This is a genomic window from Delftia sp. S65 (assembly GCF_016516495.1).
GTDB lineage: Bacteria > Pseudomonadota > Gammaproteobacteria > Burkholderiales > Burkholderiaceae_C > Comamonas > Comamonas acidovorans.
The window spans coordinates 1-15,138 of record NZ_JACVUR010000056.1; the positions used below are offsets into that span (position 1 = coordinate 1).

The following is a 15,138-nucleotide window of genomic DNA, read 5'->3' on the forward strand; positions in this document are numbered from 1 at the left end:
TCACTGGCAGGTCACTGGCAGGTCACTGGCAGGTCACTGGCAGGTCACTGGTAATTGAGCGTGAAGGTGGCCCGTCCGTTGGCCAGGCCTGTGGTGACGGAGGGCTGGGTCTGGACATAGCGCGCCGTCAATGGAATCACGTGGTTGCTGGTGTTTGGGGTGATGATGCCCGCCTGCCACTGGTTGGGATTGCCGAAGTTGGCGGAGTCCTCGCCGTAGCTGATGACCTTGTCGCTGCTGCGGATCTGGATGCCGATGCCGGCAGCCCCTCCGGTCACCGTCAGCACATCGGAGCGGTTGGCGGCATCGTTGGCATCCGTGAGCGTGACGAACGGGCGCAGGGTGGAATTGGCATCGCCCCCGGTGCAGATCAGTTCCAGATCGAATGACTGGGGCGCGGAGGTAGCGCCTATCCCGTTGAACTGTGACCTGTTGATTCGCTGCAGGTTCACGGCGATGTTGCTTGTCTTCACCCGGCAACTGGCGCCTGTGCGCACCACGGTGCTGCCGGCCGCCATCACGGACCAGATATTGCAAAGGCTATTGCAGTCAAACCGGGCGGATGCATAGCTGCTGACGCTGAAAGTGCCCGATTGAACGGCGCCTGTCTTGATGAGTTGGAGCCATATGGCTTGCTCATGTACATCATCCTTTTGCCATCCCGTGGCTCCTGAATTGTTGGATTGAGTGGTGATGGACATGGTTTTGCCATTGGGGAAATTCCTGGCTTTCCATGTGGCACGCCAACGGATTCCTATTCCGCGCAAAGATGTGGAGTAGATATCGCCGTCCAGCGTAGTGGGGTTCATGATTTGGGGCCATATTTCTGAAGATGGCCCCGAAAGCACACTGTAGGAAATGGTGTCGAGAGTGGATTTGACCATGGGCGATTCCCATAGCACTGATCCATTCATGATATTTCCTGCAGGAACGTTGATGATTTCCGGTAATTGGACGATGGATACTGCCGGTGTAAACATGCCTCCATAAATGGAGCTTACAGAAAAGCAAAGCGTTGCCGGAATGAGAAAATATCTGATTTTTTTCATATGAATGAAACCGGAAACGATGCAGAAGAGTTTGATGGGCGTGCTCCAAAGTCTATTCCTATGATTTATGAAAATCCATAGGATCATTCTGATATTGGCAATGCTTTTTATGAATCCAATGCCGTGTTCCGTCCGCTTTTCCGCACATGGCCTCGCAGGCCATCCGGCCGGCGCCGGCGCGCCAGCGGGTGGTCGCTGCTGCTGTTGGCCTCGCCGCTGCGCTCGGTCAACGATCTGCTGGAGGCGGCGCGCGCCAGGCCGGGCCGGCTCAACTACGGCCAGGGCGGAGTAGGCGGCCTTTGCATCTGTCCTGGTCTTGCCTCACCCGGGTCGGCCTTTGCGGGCTCCGGGAATGGCGTCGATCAGGCTGCGGGTGTAGGCATGGCGGGGGGCATGCCAGATCTGCCCGTGGTCGCCGCTTTCCACGATGCGGCCCTGGTGCATCACCACGACACGGTCGGCGATGTAGCGCACCACGGACAGGTCGTGAGAGATGAAGAGGTAGGAGAGGCCGAAGTCCCTTTTCAGTTCCACCAGCAGGTTCAGTATCTGTGCCTGCACCGACACGTCGAGCGCGGAAACGGGCTCGTCCAGCACCACCAGGGAGGGCCGCACCACCAGGGCGCGCGCAATGCCTATGCGCTGGCGCTGTCCGCCCGAGAATTCGTGCGGATAGCGCTCGGCCGCGCCGCGCGGCAAGCCTACGCGGTCGAGCATGGCAGCGATGCGCTGCTGCCGCCGCGCGCGCGAGGCCTCGCCATGCGCGGCCAGCACTGCGTCCAGGATGTCCTGCACGCGGTGGCGCGGATTCAGCGATCCATAAGGGTCTTGGAACACCATCTGCATGCGGCGCCGCCACGGCCTGAGCGCGCGGCCATGGAGCGGGACAAGGTCGGTCCCGTCCAGTGCAATGCGCCCGGACGCGGGTGTCTGCAGCCGCAGCAGCGCACGCGACAGGGTGGACTTGCCGCAGCCGGATTCGCCCACCAGCCCCAGTGTCTCGCCCGCGCCGATATGAAAGTCCACACCGTCTACGGCGCGCAGCACGCTGGCGTCGCGCCGGATGTGCTCCACCCGCAGCGCCTGTACCTGCAGCAAGGGCACGGTGGTCTGCAGGGCCGGTTGCAGTGCATGGGCAGGCGGTGACGCGACCTGGGGGGTGAACAGCGTGAAGCGCGCCTCCTTCGTTCCCGGCTCCGAGTGGATGCGGATCTCGGGCAGCGGGCCCTGGCCGTGGTGGCGCACCTGTGTAGCCCCCGTTGCCTCGCCGTGCAGCGAGGCACCCAGCAGGCCGCGCGTATAGCTGTGGGTGGGCGTCCTGAACAGGGTGGGTGTGTCTGCCTCTTCGAGCTTGCGTCCACCATGCATCACGGCGACACGGTCTGCCCATTGGCTGACCAGGCCCAGGTCATGGGTGATGAGCAGCATGCCCATGTCCATTTCGCGGCGCAGGCTGTCCAGCAGTTCCAGGATCTGCGCCTGCACGGTCACGTCCAGCGCCGTCGTGGGTTCGTCGGCCACCAGCAGGCGGGGGCGGCAGGCGATGGCCATGGCAATCATCACCCGCTGGCGCTGGCCGCCCGACAGGTGATGGGGATGGTCGTCGATACGGCGCTGGGGCTCCGGGAGGCGCACGCGCTCCAGCAGTTCGATGGCGCGGCGGCGTGCGGCTGCGGCATTCAGCCGTTCATCGGGTCCTGCGTGCAGGCGCAGCGTCTCGGTGATCTGCTCGCCGATGGTATGCACCGGGTTCAGGGACGTCATGGGCTCCTGGAAGACCATGGCGATGTCACGACCGCGTATTGCCCGCAGTTCGGCCGGCGGCAGGGCCAGGATGTCGCGGCCCTGCAGCAGGATGCGGCCGCTCACCTGGGCTCCGGGCGCCAGCAGGCGCAGCACGGCCAGGGCCGTGGTGGATTTTCCGCAGCCTGACTCGCCGACCAGGGCCAGGGTCTGGCCGCGTCGCAGTTCGAGGTCAAGGCCTCGCACGGCCTCGACAGGACCGGCGCGGCCCGGGAAAGCAATGCGCAACTGGCGTATGTCCAGCAGCGGCGGGGCTGCTGTCCGAGGGAGGGCTGTGACCATGGCGCGGGCTGTGCCTTCAGGCCAGGAAAGCCCGCACATGCTGCGCCATCACCTGCGGCTGGTCGCCCCAGATGGTGTGGCCGCACTCGCCAATCTCCACCAGTTCGGCCCGGGGAAAGGCGTCCAGCAGGCGCAGCGCATCGGGGCGGGACAGCACATGCGACTCGCTGCCGCGCAGGATGAGTACGGGCGCGCGCGTGGCGGCAATGTCGGCCGATTGGTCCACCGTGAGCGCCTCGAAGGTCTGCAGGATGGGGTCCAGTGCGTAGCGCCAGTGCAGCCGGCCGTCGTCGCCGACGCCCAGGTCGCCTTGCAGCGTGAAGCGGTGCACCTCGGGCGAGAACCGCCTGCGCTGGGGCAGGCTGTGCGAGAAGGCCAGGGCCTCGTCCCAGCCGGTGAAGCTGCGCGGGCGCGAGCGGTGCAGGGCCACGTACTGGTCTATGGCCTGTTGCGCGATGAGGCAGCTGGGATCGGACAGGACGAGGCGCTGCACGCGCTGCGGATGGCGAGCCGAAAAGGCCATGGCCACCTGGGTGCCCAGCGAGCTGCCGATGAGGCTGGCCTGCGCCAGGCCCAGCGCATCGAAGATGGCACGCAGATCGTCGGCATAGTCGGTGAGCGCATAGCCGCTGGCCGGCTTGTCGGACTGGCCGTGGCCGCGCATATCGATGGCGATCACGCGCCAGTGGGCCGAAAGGGCCGAGCCCAGCGCGCTCCAGGCCGATGCCTGCATGGACGTGCCGTGCAGGCAGACCAGGGCCGGTGCGTTGGGCTGGCCCCATTCGAGCGCATGAAAGCGCAGGCTGCCGGTGGCAATGGACAGCGGGCGCCCCTGTGTCCAGGACAGCGGCGCGGGCGCGCAGGCATCCTCGGACTCGGCGGCGGGAGCTGGTCGCGCGCGTCGCAGAGCCTCTTCGATGGCGCGGGCCGTGAACTGCGGGTTGTCGCCCCAGATCGAGTGGCCTGCATCGGGCACGTCCAGCATGTGCAGACCCCGCAGTTCGCGCTGCAGCCGCTGGACGGTGGGCGCGATGAGCACGTCGCTGTCGGCACCGCGCAGGATGGTGGTGGGCGCCTCGATGGCGCGCACGCTGTCCCACATGTCGCGCGCCGCGCAGCGCAGGGTCTCGATGGCGGCATCGCGGTCATAGCGCCATTCGAGCTGGCCATCGTCCAGCCTGCGCAGATCGCCCTGCAGCGTGCGCAGATGCACTTCGTCACTGAAGCGGCGACGCTGGGGCAGGGTGCGCGAGAAGGCCAGGGCGGCATCCATATCCGCAAACCGGCGCGGGCGTGACAAATGGGCCGAGACCATGTGCTCCGAGGCCTCGGTGGGCATCTCGAAGCTCAGGTCCAGCAGGGCCAGCGCCGCCACTTTGCGGGGATGGCGGGCCGCATACCACAGCGCCACGCGTGAGCCCAGCGACGAGCCGACCAGGCTGACGCGCTCCAGGCCAAGGCGGTCGATGAAGGCTTCCAGATCGGCGCCGTAGTGCTCCACCTGGTACTGGCCGCTACCGGCGCGCTGCGAGTCACCATGCGAGCGCTGGTCCAGACCGATCAGCCGGTACTCGGGGCCCAGCGAGGCGGCCAGCCACGCCCAGACCCGCCCGTGCAGGGAGGTGCCGTGCAGTGCGATCACCACATGGGGGCCATCGCCCCATTGCTCGTAGTGCAGGCGCAGGCCGTTGGCGTGGATGAAGCCGTCTCCGTGGTGGTCCAGGATGCTTGAAGTCATGGTGTTTTTTCTGAAGTGGGAATGCATGGGAAATCAATCGAGCTGTATGTGCGCCTGGCGTGCCACGGCCTGCCAGGCGGCGATCTCGCGCGCCAGCATCTGGCGCACGGCGTCCGGTGCGATGAAGACGGGCGTGAAGCCCAGCCGGGCAACGCTGTCCTGGAATTCGCGGGACGCCGAAAGCTGGCGCAGCGCTGCGGTCAGTTGCTCCAGCACGGGCGCAGGCGTGGCGGCCGGGGCGAACAGGCCCAGCCAGGTTCCCCGGTCGAAGGGAATGCCCGACTCGGCCAGCGTGGGCACCTGCGCAAACGTGGGATGGCGGTCGGGGCCTGCGATGGCGATCACGCGCAGCTTGCCGGCCTGCACCTGAGGTGCGGCTGAGAAGGCATCGGGAATGGCCAGGTCCAGCAGGCCGCCGGCCAGGTCGGTGACTGCCGGTGCGGCGCCCCGATAGGGGATGTGGCGCATGCCTATGCCCAGCGCATGGGCTATCACCTCGCCCGTGAGATGGCCGAAGGTGGCCTGTCCGCCGGTGCCGAAGCTCAGCTCGCCCCGTGTTTTGGCCAGCGCCTTCAGGTCCTGCACCGTATGGACGGGGCTGGAGGCCGGCACGGCAATGACCAGGCCGCCCTGCGCGAAGACCGCGATGGGCGCCAGGTCGCGCGTGGCGCTATAGGGCAGCTGGCTGCGCACGGCGGGCTGCACCGACAGCGTGGCTGCAATGCCCAGGGCCAGCGTGTGGCCGTCGGCCGGGCTCTTGATGACGCTGTCGATGCCGATCAGGCCGCCCGCGCCGGCCTTGTTCTCCACCACAATCTTGGCCGCCAGCGGCTTGGCAAGTGCCTCTGCCAGCAGGCGACCCGTGGAGTCCACCGAGCCGCCAGCCGATGTGGGAACCACGATGCGGATGACGCCGGACGGATAGGCGGGAGCGCTGTCCCGGGCCGTGGCGTCTGCAGCGACCAGGGCGGCCAGGGCGCCGGCCAGGGCGCGGCGCCGGGTAATGACCGAGGAAGAGAAGGTCGAGGAAGAAAAGGTCGAGGAAGGAAAGGGCGATGGCGCAGATGTATGCATGGGATGTCCTGTTTTCATGGGCTGCCAGGAGGACGGGCGGCCGTGACCTCGACCTCGATGCGGTAGTCGGGGTGGAACAGCGCCGGCACCACCACGCCCGTGGATGACGGCCGTGCACTGCCCAGGTAGTGGCTGCGGATGCGGGCGTGGGTGGGCGCGTCACTGGCGTCGGTCAGGTAGGTGACCACGCGGCAGATGTGGGCGGGTGTCAGGTCCACGGCCTGCAGCGCCGTTGCGATGCGCTGCCAGACCAGCTCGGCCTGCTGCGCGAAGTCGGCGGGGATGCTGCCGTCATCGCGCCGGGGCGTCTGGCCTGAAAGAAAGACCAGTGCGCTGCCTGCGGGCGCTTCGAGGATCTGCGAGTAGCTGCCCAGAGGCTCGCCCAGGGCGGGGGGATTGGTGGTGCGAAACGCGGAGGCGGGTGGTGTGCTCATCTCGTCCTGAGGGTCCGCGCCCCATGGCGCGGCGGACTTTCAGAATAGGAGCACAAGGCCGCGCCGCCTATTCGAAAGACGGCCTCGGGTGTTGCGCAAATCGGTTCACCCGGCTTGTGGTGCGCGGGCGGCCCGCAGGTCAGGCGCGCAGGGCCTGCAATGCCTGCTGGTTCTCGGGCAGCTCGGCGGCGGCGGCATCGCGCAGCGCTTCCAGCACGGTGCGCACGGCCGGCGATGCGCCCATGTTGGCGCGCACGGCGATGACGTGGGGACCCAGCGGATTGCTCAGCGTGATCGGCAGTATGGACAGCTGCCTGCGCTGCGCGTAGCGCTGGGCCACCGTCTTTTGCATGAAGTTGAGAAAGCCGTACTGCTCCACCAGTTGCAGGTTGGCGGCCAGCGGCGTGGACGACTCCACTACGTTGGCCGGCATGCAGCCCACGCGGCCCAGGAACAGGGCCTGCACATGGGCGTGGAAAGGGCCGCTGCCGTGGGGCAGGATCCAGGGGTCGTCAATGAGCTCGGCCAGCTTCACGCTGCGCGAGCGCGCAAACCGGTGGCTGCGTCCTGCGACCAGCACATAGTCCTCGTCGAAAAGCACGGACTGCTCCAGTCCAGCGGCATCGTCCCGGTCGGTGATGTGGCGGCACAGCGCGATGTCCAGGCTGCCCTCGCGCACGCGGTCCACCAGCGGCTTCTGGGGCAATTGCTCCAGCGAAATGCGCAGATGGGGCAGGCGCTTCTTGATTTCTCCGACGGCCTTGGGAAGCAGGCCAGTGGCAGGCGGCAGCAGCGAGCCCAGGCGCACCACGCCCTGCGAACCCGAGCGCAGGGCCTGGATTTCGGCATGGGCCTGCTGCACGTCGAACAGCACGCGGCGTGCATGCTGGATGAGGGCATTGCCGTACACCGTGGGAGCCATGCCCGAATGCGAGCGCTCGAACAGCTGCACGCCAAAGGCCGACTCCAGTTCGGCCATGGCGCGAGAGGCCGCCGGCTGGGTCAGGTGTGTCTGCGCGGCCGCCTTGCGCAGCGACTGCGATGCGCCCAGGGCATCGAGCAGCACGAGCTGGCGGAACTTGAGGCGAAACGGAAGAGTGGCGATCGTGGGCGGGGCGGGAAGGGTCATGGTGCGCCTTGGAATCCATGCAAGCGGGGCTGCTGGCAGGCTGGCTGGCGACTCCGGCTTGCACCGGAGACATGTTCCCCACCTGCTGCGGGAGGGGCCATGTTGGCCGCACAGCCCCTTCGCGTGAACGAAGCGATGCGCATGAGTTTGCTCGGACCTCGCATATGTGCAGTGCCTGCCCCATGCCATGCTGCAAGCGGGTGATCGCAAAGCTGCATGAGGTGATCCCCGCGTTCGATCACGGCAAAAGGGGCATGCGCTCCTAGACTTTGCGCATGCTCCTGGCGTGGTGAATTGCCGCGCTGCCTCTTCCGTCCTTTCTTACGGCCGTTCAGCGCTTTCGTCCGCACTGCCTGCACCCGTTGCACCGGCTTTTAGCCTCGATGCCCGTGGCCGCTGACCGTCTTCCCTCGCCCTGCGATCCCTCGCCCATGCCTGTCTCCTTCCCCCTGCTGTCCCGCCTGTGCCGCCTGGCGGCCCAGGCCCTGCCGACGATGCTGGGCATCGTCATCCTCAACTTCCTGCTGCTGCAGCTGGTTCCCGGCGACGCGGCGGATGTGCTGGCCGCCGAGTCGGGCAGCGCCACGGCCGAGCTGATGGCGCAGTGGCGGGCCCGCTTCGGGCTGGACCAGGGCCTGTTCACGCAGCTGGCCCACTATCTGCTGGGGCTGGCGCGGCTGGACCTGGGCGAGTCGCTGCGCTATCAGACCCCCGTGGCCGGGCTGATCGCCTCGCGTCTGCCGGGCACCTTGCAGCTGATGCTCTCGGCCTGGGCCATTGCACTGGCCGTGGGCATGGCTGCCGGTGTGGTCATGGCCAGCTGTGCGGGGCGCTGGCCCGACCGGCTGCTGTCGGCCGGGGTGCTGGTGCTGTATTCCATGCCGGGCTTCTGGGTCGGCCTGATGGCGGTGGTGGGCTTTGCCGTGCACCTGGGCTGGTTTCCCAGCGGCGGCAGCTTTTCTGCCGGGTCAGACCTGCAGGGCTGGTCTGCCTGGACGGACCGGGCCTGGCATCTGGCGCTGCCCGCGCTGGCACTGTCCACCTTCTTCGTGGCCATCTATGCGCGGCTGACGCGCGCCGCCATGCTGGAGATGGCCGGGCAGGACTTCGTGCGCACGGCGCGCGCCAAGGGCGTGGGGCCGGTGACCGTGCAGTTGCGCCATGTGCTGCGCAATGCCCTCATTCCCGTCACCACGGTGGCTGGCCTGCACATCGGCAACCTGCTGGGCGGCTCGGTGGTGATCGAAACCGTGTTCGGCTGGCCCGGCATGGGCAACCTGGCGCTGGAGGCCGTGATGGCGCGCGACTTCCGATTGCTGCTGGGCGTCCTGCTGCTGGCCTCGCTGGTGGTCATCGTGGCCAATGTGCTGGTCGATCTGCTGCATGCGGCCATTGACCCGCGCATGTCCGTGGCATCCAGGGCCGCCACGGCGGCGGGAGGGTAGGGCCATGCCATCGCGCATTTCCCTGTCTGCTCTGCTGGGCCTGGCCATTCTTGCGCTGTTTGTCGTCACCGCCGCGCTGGCGGGCTGGCTCTACCCGGGTGATCCGCTGGATATGGCCGGTCCTGCACTGCTGTGGCCCCTGCAGGACCCCGCCTTTGCGCTGGGAACGGATGCGCTGGGACGTGATCTGGCAGCCCAGCTCGCCCATGGTGCCCGGGCCTCGCTGCAGGTGGGGGCCTGCGCGGCCCTGGTGGGACTGTCCATAGGCACGGTGGCCGGTGCCGTGGGCGGCTACTACGGCGGCTGGGCGGACAAGGCGCTCACGCGCCTGACCGAACTCTTCCAGACCACGCCGACCTTGCTCATGGCCGTGGTCATCGTCGCCATTGCAGGCCCGTCATCGCGCACGGTGGCCTTCGCCATCGGCCTGGCGTCGTGGCCGGGCTGCGCCCGCCTGGTACGGGCCCAGTTTCGCCAGTTGCGGGAGGCCGACTTTGTGCTGGCCGCGCGCAGCCAGGGCTTTGGCGATCTGCACATCATCTGCCGCGAAATCCTGCCCAATGCGCTGGCGCCCGTCATCGTCACCGCCTCGGCGATGGTGGCCAGCGCCATCCTGCTCGAATCCGCGCTGTCCTTCCTGGGCATAGGCGACCCAGAGGTGCTCAGTTGGGGCGGCATGATAGGCGCGGGCCGCGATGCGCTGCGCACCGACTGGTACCTGAGCACACTGCCCGGCGCTGCCATCTCGGTGGTGGTGCTGGCCCTGAACCTGGTGGGCGATGCGCTCAACGACCACCTCAACCCGCGCCTGCGCGGGCGCTGACGGCGGCCCCCCAATGGATATCACCCTGCTGTCCGCCCAGGACCTGGCCCGGCGGTTCGCCGCGCGTGAACTCTCCCCCGTGGAGGTGGCGGTTGCCACCTTCGAACGCATCGAGGCGATGCAGGCGCTGGACACGCCGTTGCGCCTGTTCACCTGGACCGGGCGCGATGCCGCACTGCAGGCCGCGCACCGCGCCGAGCGTGCCTGGCGCGAGCGGCGCGACAACCATCCGCTGTGCGGCGTGCCCTTTTCCGTCAAGGACTGCCTGGCCGTGCGGGCGGCACCGCGCACCCATGGATCGGCACTGTTCGGCGGACAGCTGTGCGCACACGACGATCCGGCGGTGGCGCGGCTGCGCGCTGCTGGCGCTGTCTTCGTCGGCATGAACAACATGCCCGAGTTCGGCCACCGGCCGACCAACCAGAACGCCCACTATGGCACCGCGCTCAACCCCTGGGACGCGCGCCGCACACCGGGTGGCTCCAGCGGCGGCAGTGCGGCCAGCGTGGCCGTGGGCGCCAGCACGCTGGCACTGGGCACGGACGCGGGCGGCTCGGTGCGCGTGCCGGCCGCCTGCTGCGGCGTGCTGGGCCTGAAGGCCACGCATGGCCTGATCCCCAGTGACGATCCGCCCGACGGCTTCGGCTCCCTGGGGCAGACCGGGCCGATGGCGCGTACCGTGCATGACCTGGCCACCGTGCTGCAGACCATTGCAGGCCCCCATGCCGGTGATCCCTGGTCGCAGGCCGCGCCGCCTGCCACGGGCCTGCGTGAAGCGGCCGAGGCTGGCCGCAGCCTGCGCGCCATTCCTGGCTTGCGCCTGCGCTGGTTGCCGTTCATGGCTGCCGGTGAAGGCGCCGAAGGGCTGGACGCGGAAGTGCGCGCGCTGTGCGAGCAGGCACTGACCAGGCTGGCCGGTGCAGGGGCGGGTGTGGAAGAGGGGCACGTGGACCTCGGCGCTTCCAGCGCCATCCTCGGGGCTGTGGCTGCGGCCGTGAACCAGCACCGCTTCGGCGACCTGCTGCGCGAGCACGCTGCCGCACTGCCTCCCACATTCCGCCAACGCCTGCAGGCCGGTGCACGGCTGGGCAGGGAGCCCTTGCTGCAGGGACTGCACGGGCGCACGGCCATGTTCCGGCAGGTGCAGGCGCTGTTCGAGCAGGCCGATGTGGTGGCCACGCCCACGCTGTCGGCCCCGGCCGTGCTGGCCGAGGCCGAACCATCGGCCGATCTGATCATCGACGGACAGGCCTGGGGCCCGCTGCGCACGGCCTGGATACACCACTGTCATCCCTTCAACCTCAGCGGCCATCCTGCCCTGACCGTGCCGGTGGGCTGGACGCGCGCCGGCCTGCCCGTGGGCCTGCAACTGGTCGGCCCCTGGCATGGCGAGCTGCGGCTGCTGCAGCTGGCCGCCGCGCTGGAATGCCTGGCTCCCTGGGCGCAGCAGCGCCCGCCCTGTGTGGCCCCTGGGTGAACCCCGTGCGCATCCCTGTTTCCTTACCTGTCTGACTGGAGTGTCTATGTCTGTTGTCCACGGCATGCCGCGCCGGGGCTTTCTGGCCCTGGCCGGCCCTGGCCTGCTGTTTCCCTGGTGCGCCCGCGCCCAGGACTCTTCCTCCCTGCCCTTACCCCCACCGGTGCGGGGCGGCACGCTCACCGTCATCGGCGCCGAGCCGCCGGCCCTGCTATCGCTGGCGAACATCACCGTGGGCACGCGTGACATCTCGGCCAAGATCACCGAAGGGCTGCTGCGCTTTGACGACCGCTTTGCGCCGCAGCCGCTGCTGGCCACGGCATGGTCGGTCTCGGCCGACGGCCGGCGCTACCGCTTCACGCTGCGCCGGAATGTGCGCTGGCATGACGGCCAGCCCTTTACCTCGGCCGACGTGGCCTTTTCCCTGCAGGAGCTGCAGCGTGTGAATCCGCGCGGGCGTGGCACGCTGGCCCAGCTGGAGCGGGTGGAGACGCCGGATGCGCACACGGCCGTGCTGCACCTGAAGGCGCCTGCGCCCTATCTGCTGCGCTCGCTGTCATCGGCCGAGTCGCCCATCGTGCCGCGCCATCTCCATGCCCAGGGCCCGGAGGCGGCAGCGCGCAACGCGGCCGCGCCCGTGGGCACGGGGCCGTTCCGTTTCAGGCAATGGGTGCGCGGCTCGCATGCCGAGCTGGAGCGCAACCCCGATTACTGGGACGTGGGACTGCCCTATCTGGACCGCCTCATCTACCGCTTTTCGGCAGATCCTGCGGCCATTGCCGCTGCGCTGGAGACGGGGGCCGCAGACTTCAGCACCTCCGTATCGCTCAACGATATCGCCCGGCTGTCAAAACATCCGCGCCTGCATGCACAGGCTCTGCCCAGTGCCTACCTGAACAACATCGCGGCCGTGGAGTTCAATCTCGGCAATCCGCATTTCTCCCATGCCCAGGTGCGCCGTGCCGTGGCCCACGCGCTCAACCTGGACTTTCTCAACAAGGCCGCTTACCAGGGCCTGGCCCAGCCGCTGGCCACGCCCGTGCCACCCGCGCTGGCGCCCTGGCATGACGCCACGCTGCGGCCCTATGCCCACGATGTGGACCGCGCCAACGCGCTGCTGGACCAGGCAGGCTTTGCCCGGGGCCAGGGCGGGCGGCGCTTCTCGGTCACGCTGGACTACTTTCCCACCGCCACGCTCAAGCTGGTGGCCGATTACGTGAAGGCGGCGCTGTCGCGGGTGGGCATCCATGTCACCGTGCGCAGCCAGGACCTGGGTGGCTTTGTGCAGCGCGTGTACAAGCAGCGCGATTTCGACTTCGAGGTCAACGGTCTGGGCGCCCTGTTCGACCCCACGGCGGGCGTGCAGCGCCTGTATGCCTCGGCCGATGCGGGCAAGGGCATTCCCTTTGTCAATGCCTCGGGCTTTCGCAATGCGCAGGCCGACGACTTGCTGGCGCAGGCCGCGCTGGAGACCGACGAGACGCGTCGCACCGCGCTGTGGCATCGCCTGCAGAAGATCGCCATGGACGAGCTGCCGCTGCTGCCCCTGGTCAGCGTGCCGCGCGGCAACGTGTGGAGCCGCCGTGTGCACGGGCTGCTGGAGGGCGTGGAGGAATCTGCCGGCAGCTTCTCCCGTGCCTGGGTGGAGCCCAAGGCGCCGTGATCCCAAACACGCATCGCGTGATCCCCAGCTTCGAATAGTCGAAACCACAGGCGCTGCCTAGACTGGATTTCAAGGGGCAGGACGTTGCGCAGGCGGCGGGTGCCGCGATCCGCTGCAACCCGCCACGGCCCACCGCAACCCCTGCCCCGGCCCGATCTTTCAACGCTTTCCAGAGCACCTTCAGTCAAAGGATTCCCGGTCCATGTACGGCAAGACATTTTTCATCGGCGTGGCCACCGCAGGCACGCTGGCCTCGGCAGTGCCGGCGTTTGCCCATGCGGATGCAGACACCCAGGAGGCCGCAGGCAGCGGACGCTCGCAGGTCACCCTCTACGGTGCGGTGGACCTGGGCATGGAGCGCGCCAGCAATGGGCAGTCGCATGTGGGTCGGCTCAGCTCGGGGCTGCAGACGGTGTCGCGCTTCGGCTTTCGCGGCAGCGAGGACCTGGGCGGCGGGCTCAGGGCCAGCTTCCGCCTGGAATCGGCCATCAATGCCGATGAAGGCACACAGAACAATGCCTCCAAGTTCTTCGGGCGCTGGGTGCATGTGGGCCTGTCCGGGCCCTGGGGCGCCATCGACATGGGGCGCATGTGGTCGCCGACCTTCGTTGTCGGGCTGACCTCCGATCCGCTGGCACGCAACCGCACCTCGCTGGGCTGGAACATGTTCCTGCAGCAGACGGGCGCGACATCGACGGCCTTCACGCCGGGCTTTCAGGACAACTCCTTGCGCTACACCAGCCCGCGCGTGGGCGGTGTCTGGAGCGAGGCCATGGTCACGGCGGGCGAGGCCGGCAACAGCTCCGGGCGCGGCCTGGGCTTCAACCTGCAGTATGCGCAGGGCCCGGTCTATCTGGGCTACGGCTACCAGCGCAACTACAACGGTACGGCGGCGGCGCCTGTGGCCCAGCCCCGTTTCAGTGAATCGCACTTTCTGGGCGCCACCTACCGGCTGGGCGATGTCACGCTGTATGCCACCTTCAACCGCAATCTGTCGCAGTTGCCGGGGGTGCCGGCCAGCAGCAACGGCATGCTGTCGGCACGCTGGAACGTGCAGGGGCCGCACGCGCTGATCGCACAACTGGCGCAGCGGCGCGTCAGCGGTACGGACAGCCGGGCCACCGGTCTGCAACTTGGCTACAACTACGCGCTGTCCAAACGCACCACGCTCTATGCCCGCTATGCGCGCGTGAACAACGAAGGGGCTTCCGCCATCACCCTCAACGGCCTGGCCCTCGCCGGCGCAGGCGCCGATCCCTCGTTCACGGCCATCGGCGTGTCCCATCTGTTCTGAGCATCAGGCGTTCCCGGCTGCCCCTGCGCCCAGCAGGTCCCTGAACGCCTGCGCGGCGGGCGCCAGCGGCCGGCCGCGCGGGCGCACCACGCCCACGCTGCGGGCCACGGCCGGCTCCACCAGGGGAATGCCCACCAGGCCCGGGCGCATGGCCAGGCGCGGCACCACGCCCACGCCCACACCGGCCTGCACCAGGCTCAACAGGGCTGGCACATGGCGCACCTCGCAGCTCCAGCGCACGCGCGCCGCGGTGGTGCCCAGCGCCTGGTCGATCAACATGCGGTTGCCGCTGCCCGGCGCCAGCATCACGCAGTCATGCCCGTCCAGTTCAGCCCATTGCAGCCTGCGCCGGCGCGCCAGCGGGTGGTCGCTGCGGCAGGCCAGCACGAAGGGCTCCGACAGCAGGGGCTCGAAATCCAGGTCCGGCTCCTGCGTGCCCAGGTAGCTGATGCCGAAGTCGGCCTCGCCCCGGGCCACGGCCAGCAGGATGTCGGGCGCGCTCTGGTCCAGCAGCCGCACGCGGATACGCGGGAACTGCTGGTGGAAGGCACGCACGGTGCCGGCCAGGAAATGCTCCACGGCCGATGGAATGCAGGCGATGGAGACCAGGCCGTGGATGCGCTCGGACAGCTCGCCCATGCCCAGCAGCGCGCTCTCCAGTTCGGCCAGCACATGGCGTGCGCGCGGCAGGAAGCTGCGCCCCATGGCATTGAGTTCCACCTTGCGCGTGGTGCGCTCGAACAGGCGAAAGGACAGCGCCTGCTCCAGCTTGTCCACGCGGCGCGACAGCGCGGGCTGGGAAAGATGCAGCGCCTCGGCCGCCGCGCGAAAGCTGCCCAGGTCGGCAACGGAGACAAAGGCACGCAGGTCGGCCAGGTCGAAATTCATGCGCAGATCGGTTCAATCAAAAGGATTTTTGCAATTTAC

General features: G+C 68.2%; 12 protein-coding genes. 5 read left to right on the forward strand and 7 right to left on the reverse strand.

Annotated elements, in window-relative coordinates; translation table 11 throughout:
* Positions 1–44: 44 nt before the first annotated feature.
* The 6 genes from IAE24_RS27210 to IAE24_RS27235 form a co-directional block, all read right to left on the reverse strand.
* On the reverse strand, positions 45–1,049 hold the full coding sequence (locus IAE24_RS27210) for a fimbrial protein (protein ID WP_233626391.1): 1,005 nt from the start codon (positions 1,047–1,049) through the stop codon (positions 45–47).
* A 321-nt stretch (positions 1,050–1,370) separates the two neighbouring features.
* On the reverse strand, positions 1,371–3,134 hold the full coding sequence (locus tag IAE24_RS27215) for an ABC transporter ATP-binding protein (RefSeq protein ID WP_199962241.1): 1,764 nt from the start codon (positions 3,132–3,134) through the stop codon (positions 1,371–1,373).
* A 16-nt stretch (positions 3,135–3,150) separates the two neighbouring features.
* Positions 3,151–4,872 (reverse strand): alpha/beta fold hydrolase, encoded by a 1,722-nt coding sequence (locus IAE24_RS27220; protein WP_199962240.1) that lies wholly within the window; start codon positions 4,870–4,872, stop codon positions 3,151–3,153.
* Positions 4,873–4,905: 33 nt separating this feature from the next.
* Positions 4,906–5,946, reverse strand: a complete 1,041-nt coding sequence (locus IAE24_RS27225; protein ID WP_199962239.1) for a Bug family tripartite tricarboxylate transporter substrate binding protein — start codon at positions 5,944–5,946, stop codon at positions 4,906–4,908.
* Between the two features lie 14 nt (positions 5,947–5,960).
* Positions 5,961–6,380, reverse strand: a complete 420-nt coding sequence (locus tag IAE24_RS27230; RefSeq protein WP_063328429.1) for a RidA family protein — start codon at positions 6,378–6,380, stop codon at positions 5,961–5,963.
* A gap of 139 nt (positions 6,381–6,519) precedes the next feature.
* Entirely contained in the window at positions 6,520–7,509 is a 990-nt protein-coding gene (locus IAE24_RS27235; protein WP_063328428.1) for a LysR family transcriptional regulator, read from the reverse strand.
* Positions 7,510–7,940: 431 nt separating this feature from the next.
* Between IAE24_RS27235 and IAE24_RS27240 the strand changes: the two genes are divergently transcribed.
* From IAE24_RS27240 to IAE24_RS27260, 5 genes are all read left to right on the forward strand, one after another.
* Positions 7,941–8,954, forward strand: coding sequence for an ABC transporter permease (locus IAE24_RS27240; RefSeq protein WP_199962238.1), 1,014 nt, complete (start codon positions 7,941–7,943; stop codon positions 8,952–8,954).
* 4 nt (positions 8,955–8,958) lie between these two features.
* Positions 8,959–9,777: an ABC transporter permease gene (locus IAE24_RS27245; RefSeq protein WP_063328427.1), complete on the forward strand. Its 819-nt coding sequence runs from the start codon at positions 8,959–8,961 to the stop codon at positions 9,775–9,777.
* Positions 9,778–9,790: 13 nt separating this feature from the next.
* Positions 9,791–11,254, forward strand: a complete 1,464-nt coding sequence (locus tag IAE24_RS27250; protein WP_199962237.1) for an amidase — start codon at positions 9,791–9,793, stop codon at positions 11,252–11,254.
* A gap of 46 nt (positions 11,255–11,300) precedes the next feature.
* Positions 11,301–12,917, forward strand: coding sequence for an ABC transporter substrate-binding protein (locus tag IAE24_RS27255; protein ID WP_192368331.1), 1,617 nt, complete (start codon positions 11,301–11,303; stop codon positions 12,915–12,917).
* Positions 12,918–13,119: 202 nt separating this feature from the next.
* On the forward strand, positions 13,120–14,211 hold the full coding sequence (locus IAE24_RS27260) for a porin (RefSeq protein ID WP_199962236.1): 1,092 nt from the start codon (positions 13,120–13,122) through the stop codon (positions 14,209–14,211).
* Positions 14,212–14,214: 3 nt separating this feature from the next.
* Here the strand turns inward: IAE24_RS27260 and IAE24_RS27265 are convergent, their stop codons facing one another.
* Entirely contained in the window at positions 14,215–15,099 is an 885-nt protein-coding gene (locus IAE24_RS27265) for a LysR family transcriptional regulator (RefSeq protein ID WP_192368333.1), read from the reverse strand.
* Between the last annotated feature and the right edge of the window lie 39 nt (positions 15,100–15,138).

What these genes read in the sequence shown, in the direction of transcription:
- IAE24_RS27250 (WP_199962237.1), top strand. Translation starts at nt 9,791, where the DNA reads ATGGATATCACCCTGCTGTCCGCCCAGGACCTGGCCCGGCGGTTCGCC.
- IAE24_RS27245 (WP_063328427.1), top strand. Translation starts at nt 8,959, where the DNA reads ATGCCATCGCGCATTTCCCTGTCTGCTCTGCTGGGCCTGGCCATTCTT.
- IAE24_RS27255 (WP_192368331.1), top strand. Translation starts at nt 11,301, where the DNA reads ATGTCTGTTGTCCACGGCATGCCGCGCCGGGGCTTTCTGGCCCTGGCC.
- IAE24_RS27215 (WP_199962241.1), bottom strand. Translation starts at nt 3,134, where the DNA reads ATGGTCACAGCCCTCCCTCGGACAGCAGCCCCGCCGCTGCTGGACATA.
- IAE24_RS27260 (WP_199962236.1), top strand. Translation starts at nt 13,120, where the DNA reads ATGTACGGCAAGACATTTTTCATCGGCGTGGCCACCGCAGGCACGCTG.
- IAE24_RS27225 (WP_199962239.1), bottom strand. Translation starts at nt 5,946, where the DNA reads ATGCATACATCTGCGCCATCGCCCTTTCCTTCCTCGACCTTTTCTTCC.
- IAE24_RS27240 (WP_199962238.1), top strand. Translation starts at nt 7,941, where the DNA reads ATGCCTGTCTCCTTCCCCCTGCTGTCCCGCCTGTGCCGCCTGGCGGCC.
- IAE24_RS27220 (WP_199962240.1), bottom strand. Translation starts at nt 4,872, where the DNA reads ATGACTTCAAGCATCCTGGACCACCACGGAGACGGCTTCATCCACGCC.
- IAE24_RS27230 (WP_063328429.1), bottom strand. Translation starts at nt 6,380, where the DNA reads ATGAGCACACCACCCGCCTCCGCGTTTCGCACCACCAATCCCCCCGCC.
- IAE24_RS27210 (WP_233626391.1), bottom strand. Translation starts at nt 1,049, where the DNA reads ATGAAAAAAATCAGATATTTTCTCATTCCGGCAACGCTTTGCTTTTCT.
- IAE24_RS27235 (WP_063328428.1), bottom strand. Translation starts at nt 7,509, where the DNA reads ATGACCCTTCCCGCCCCGCCCACGATCGCCACTCTTCCGTTTCGCCTC.
- IAE24_RS27265 (WP_192368333.1), bottom strand. Translation starts at nt 15,099, where the DNA reads ATGAATTTCGACCTGGCCGACCTGCGTGCCTTTGTCTCCGTTGCCGAC.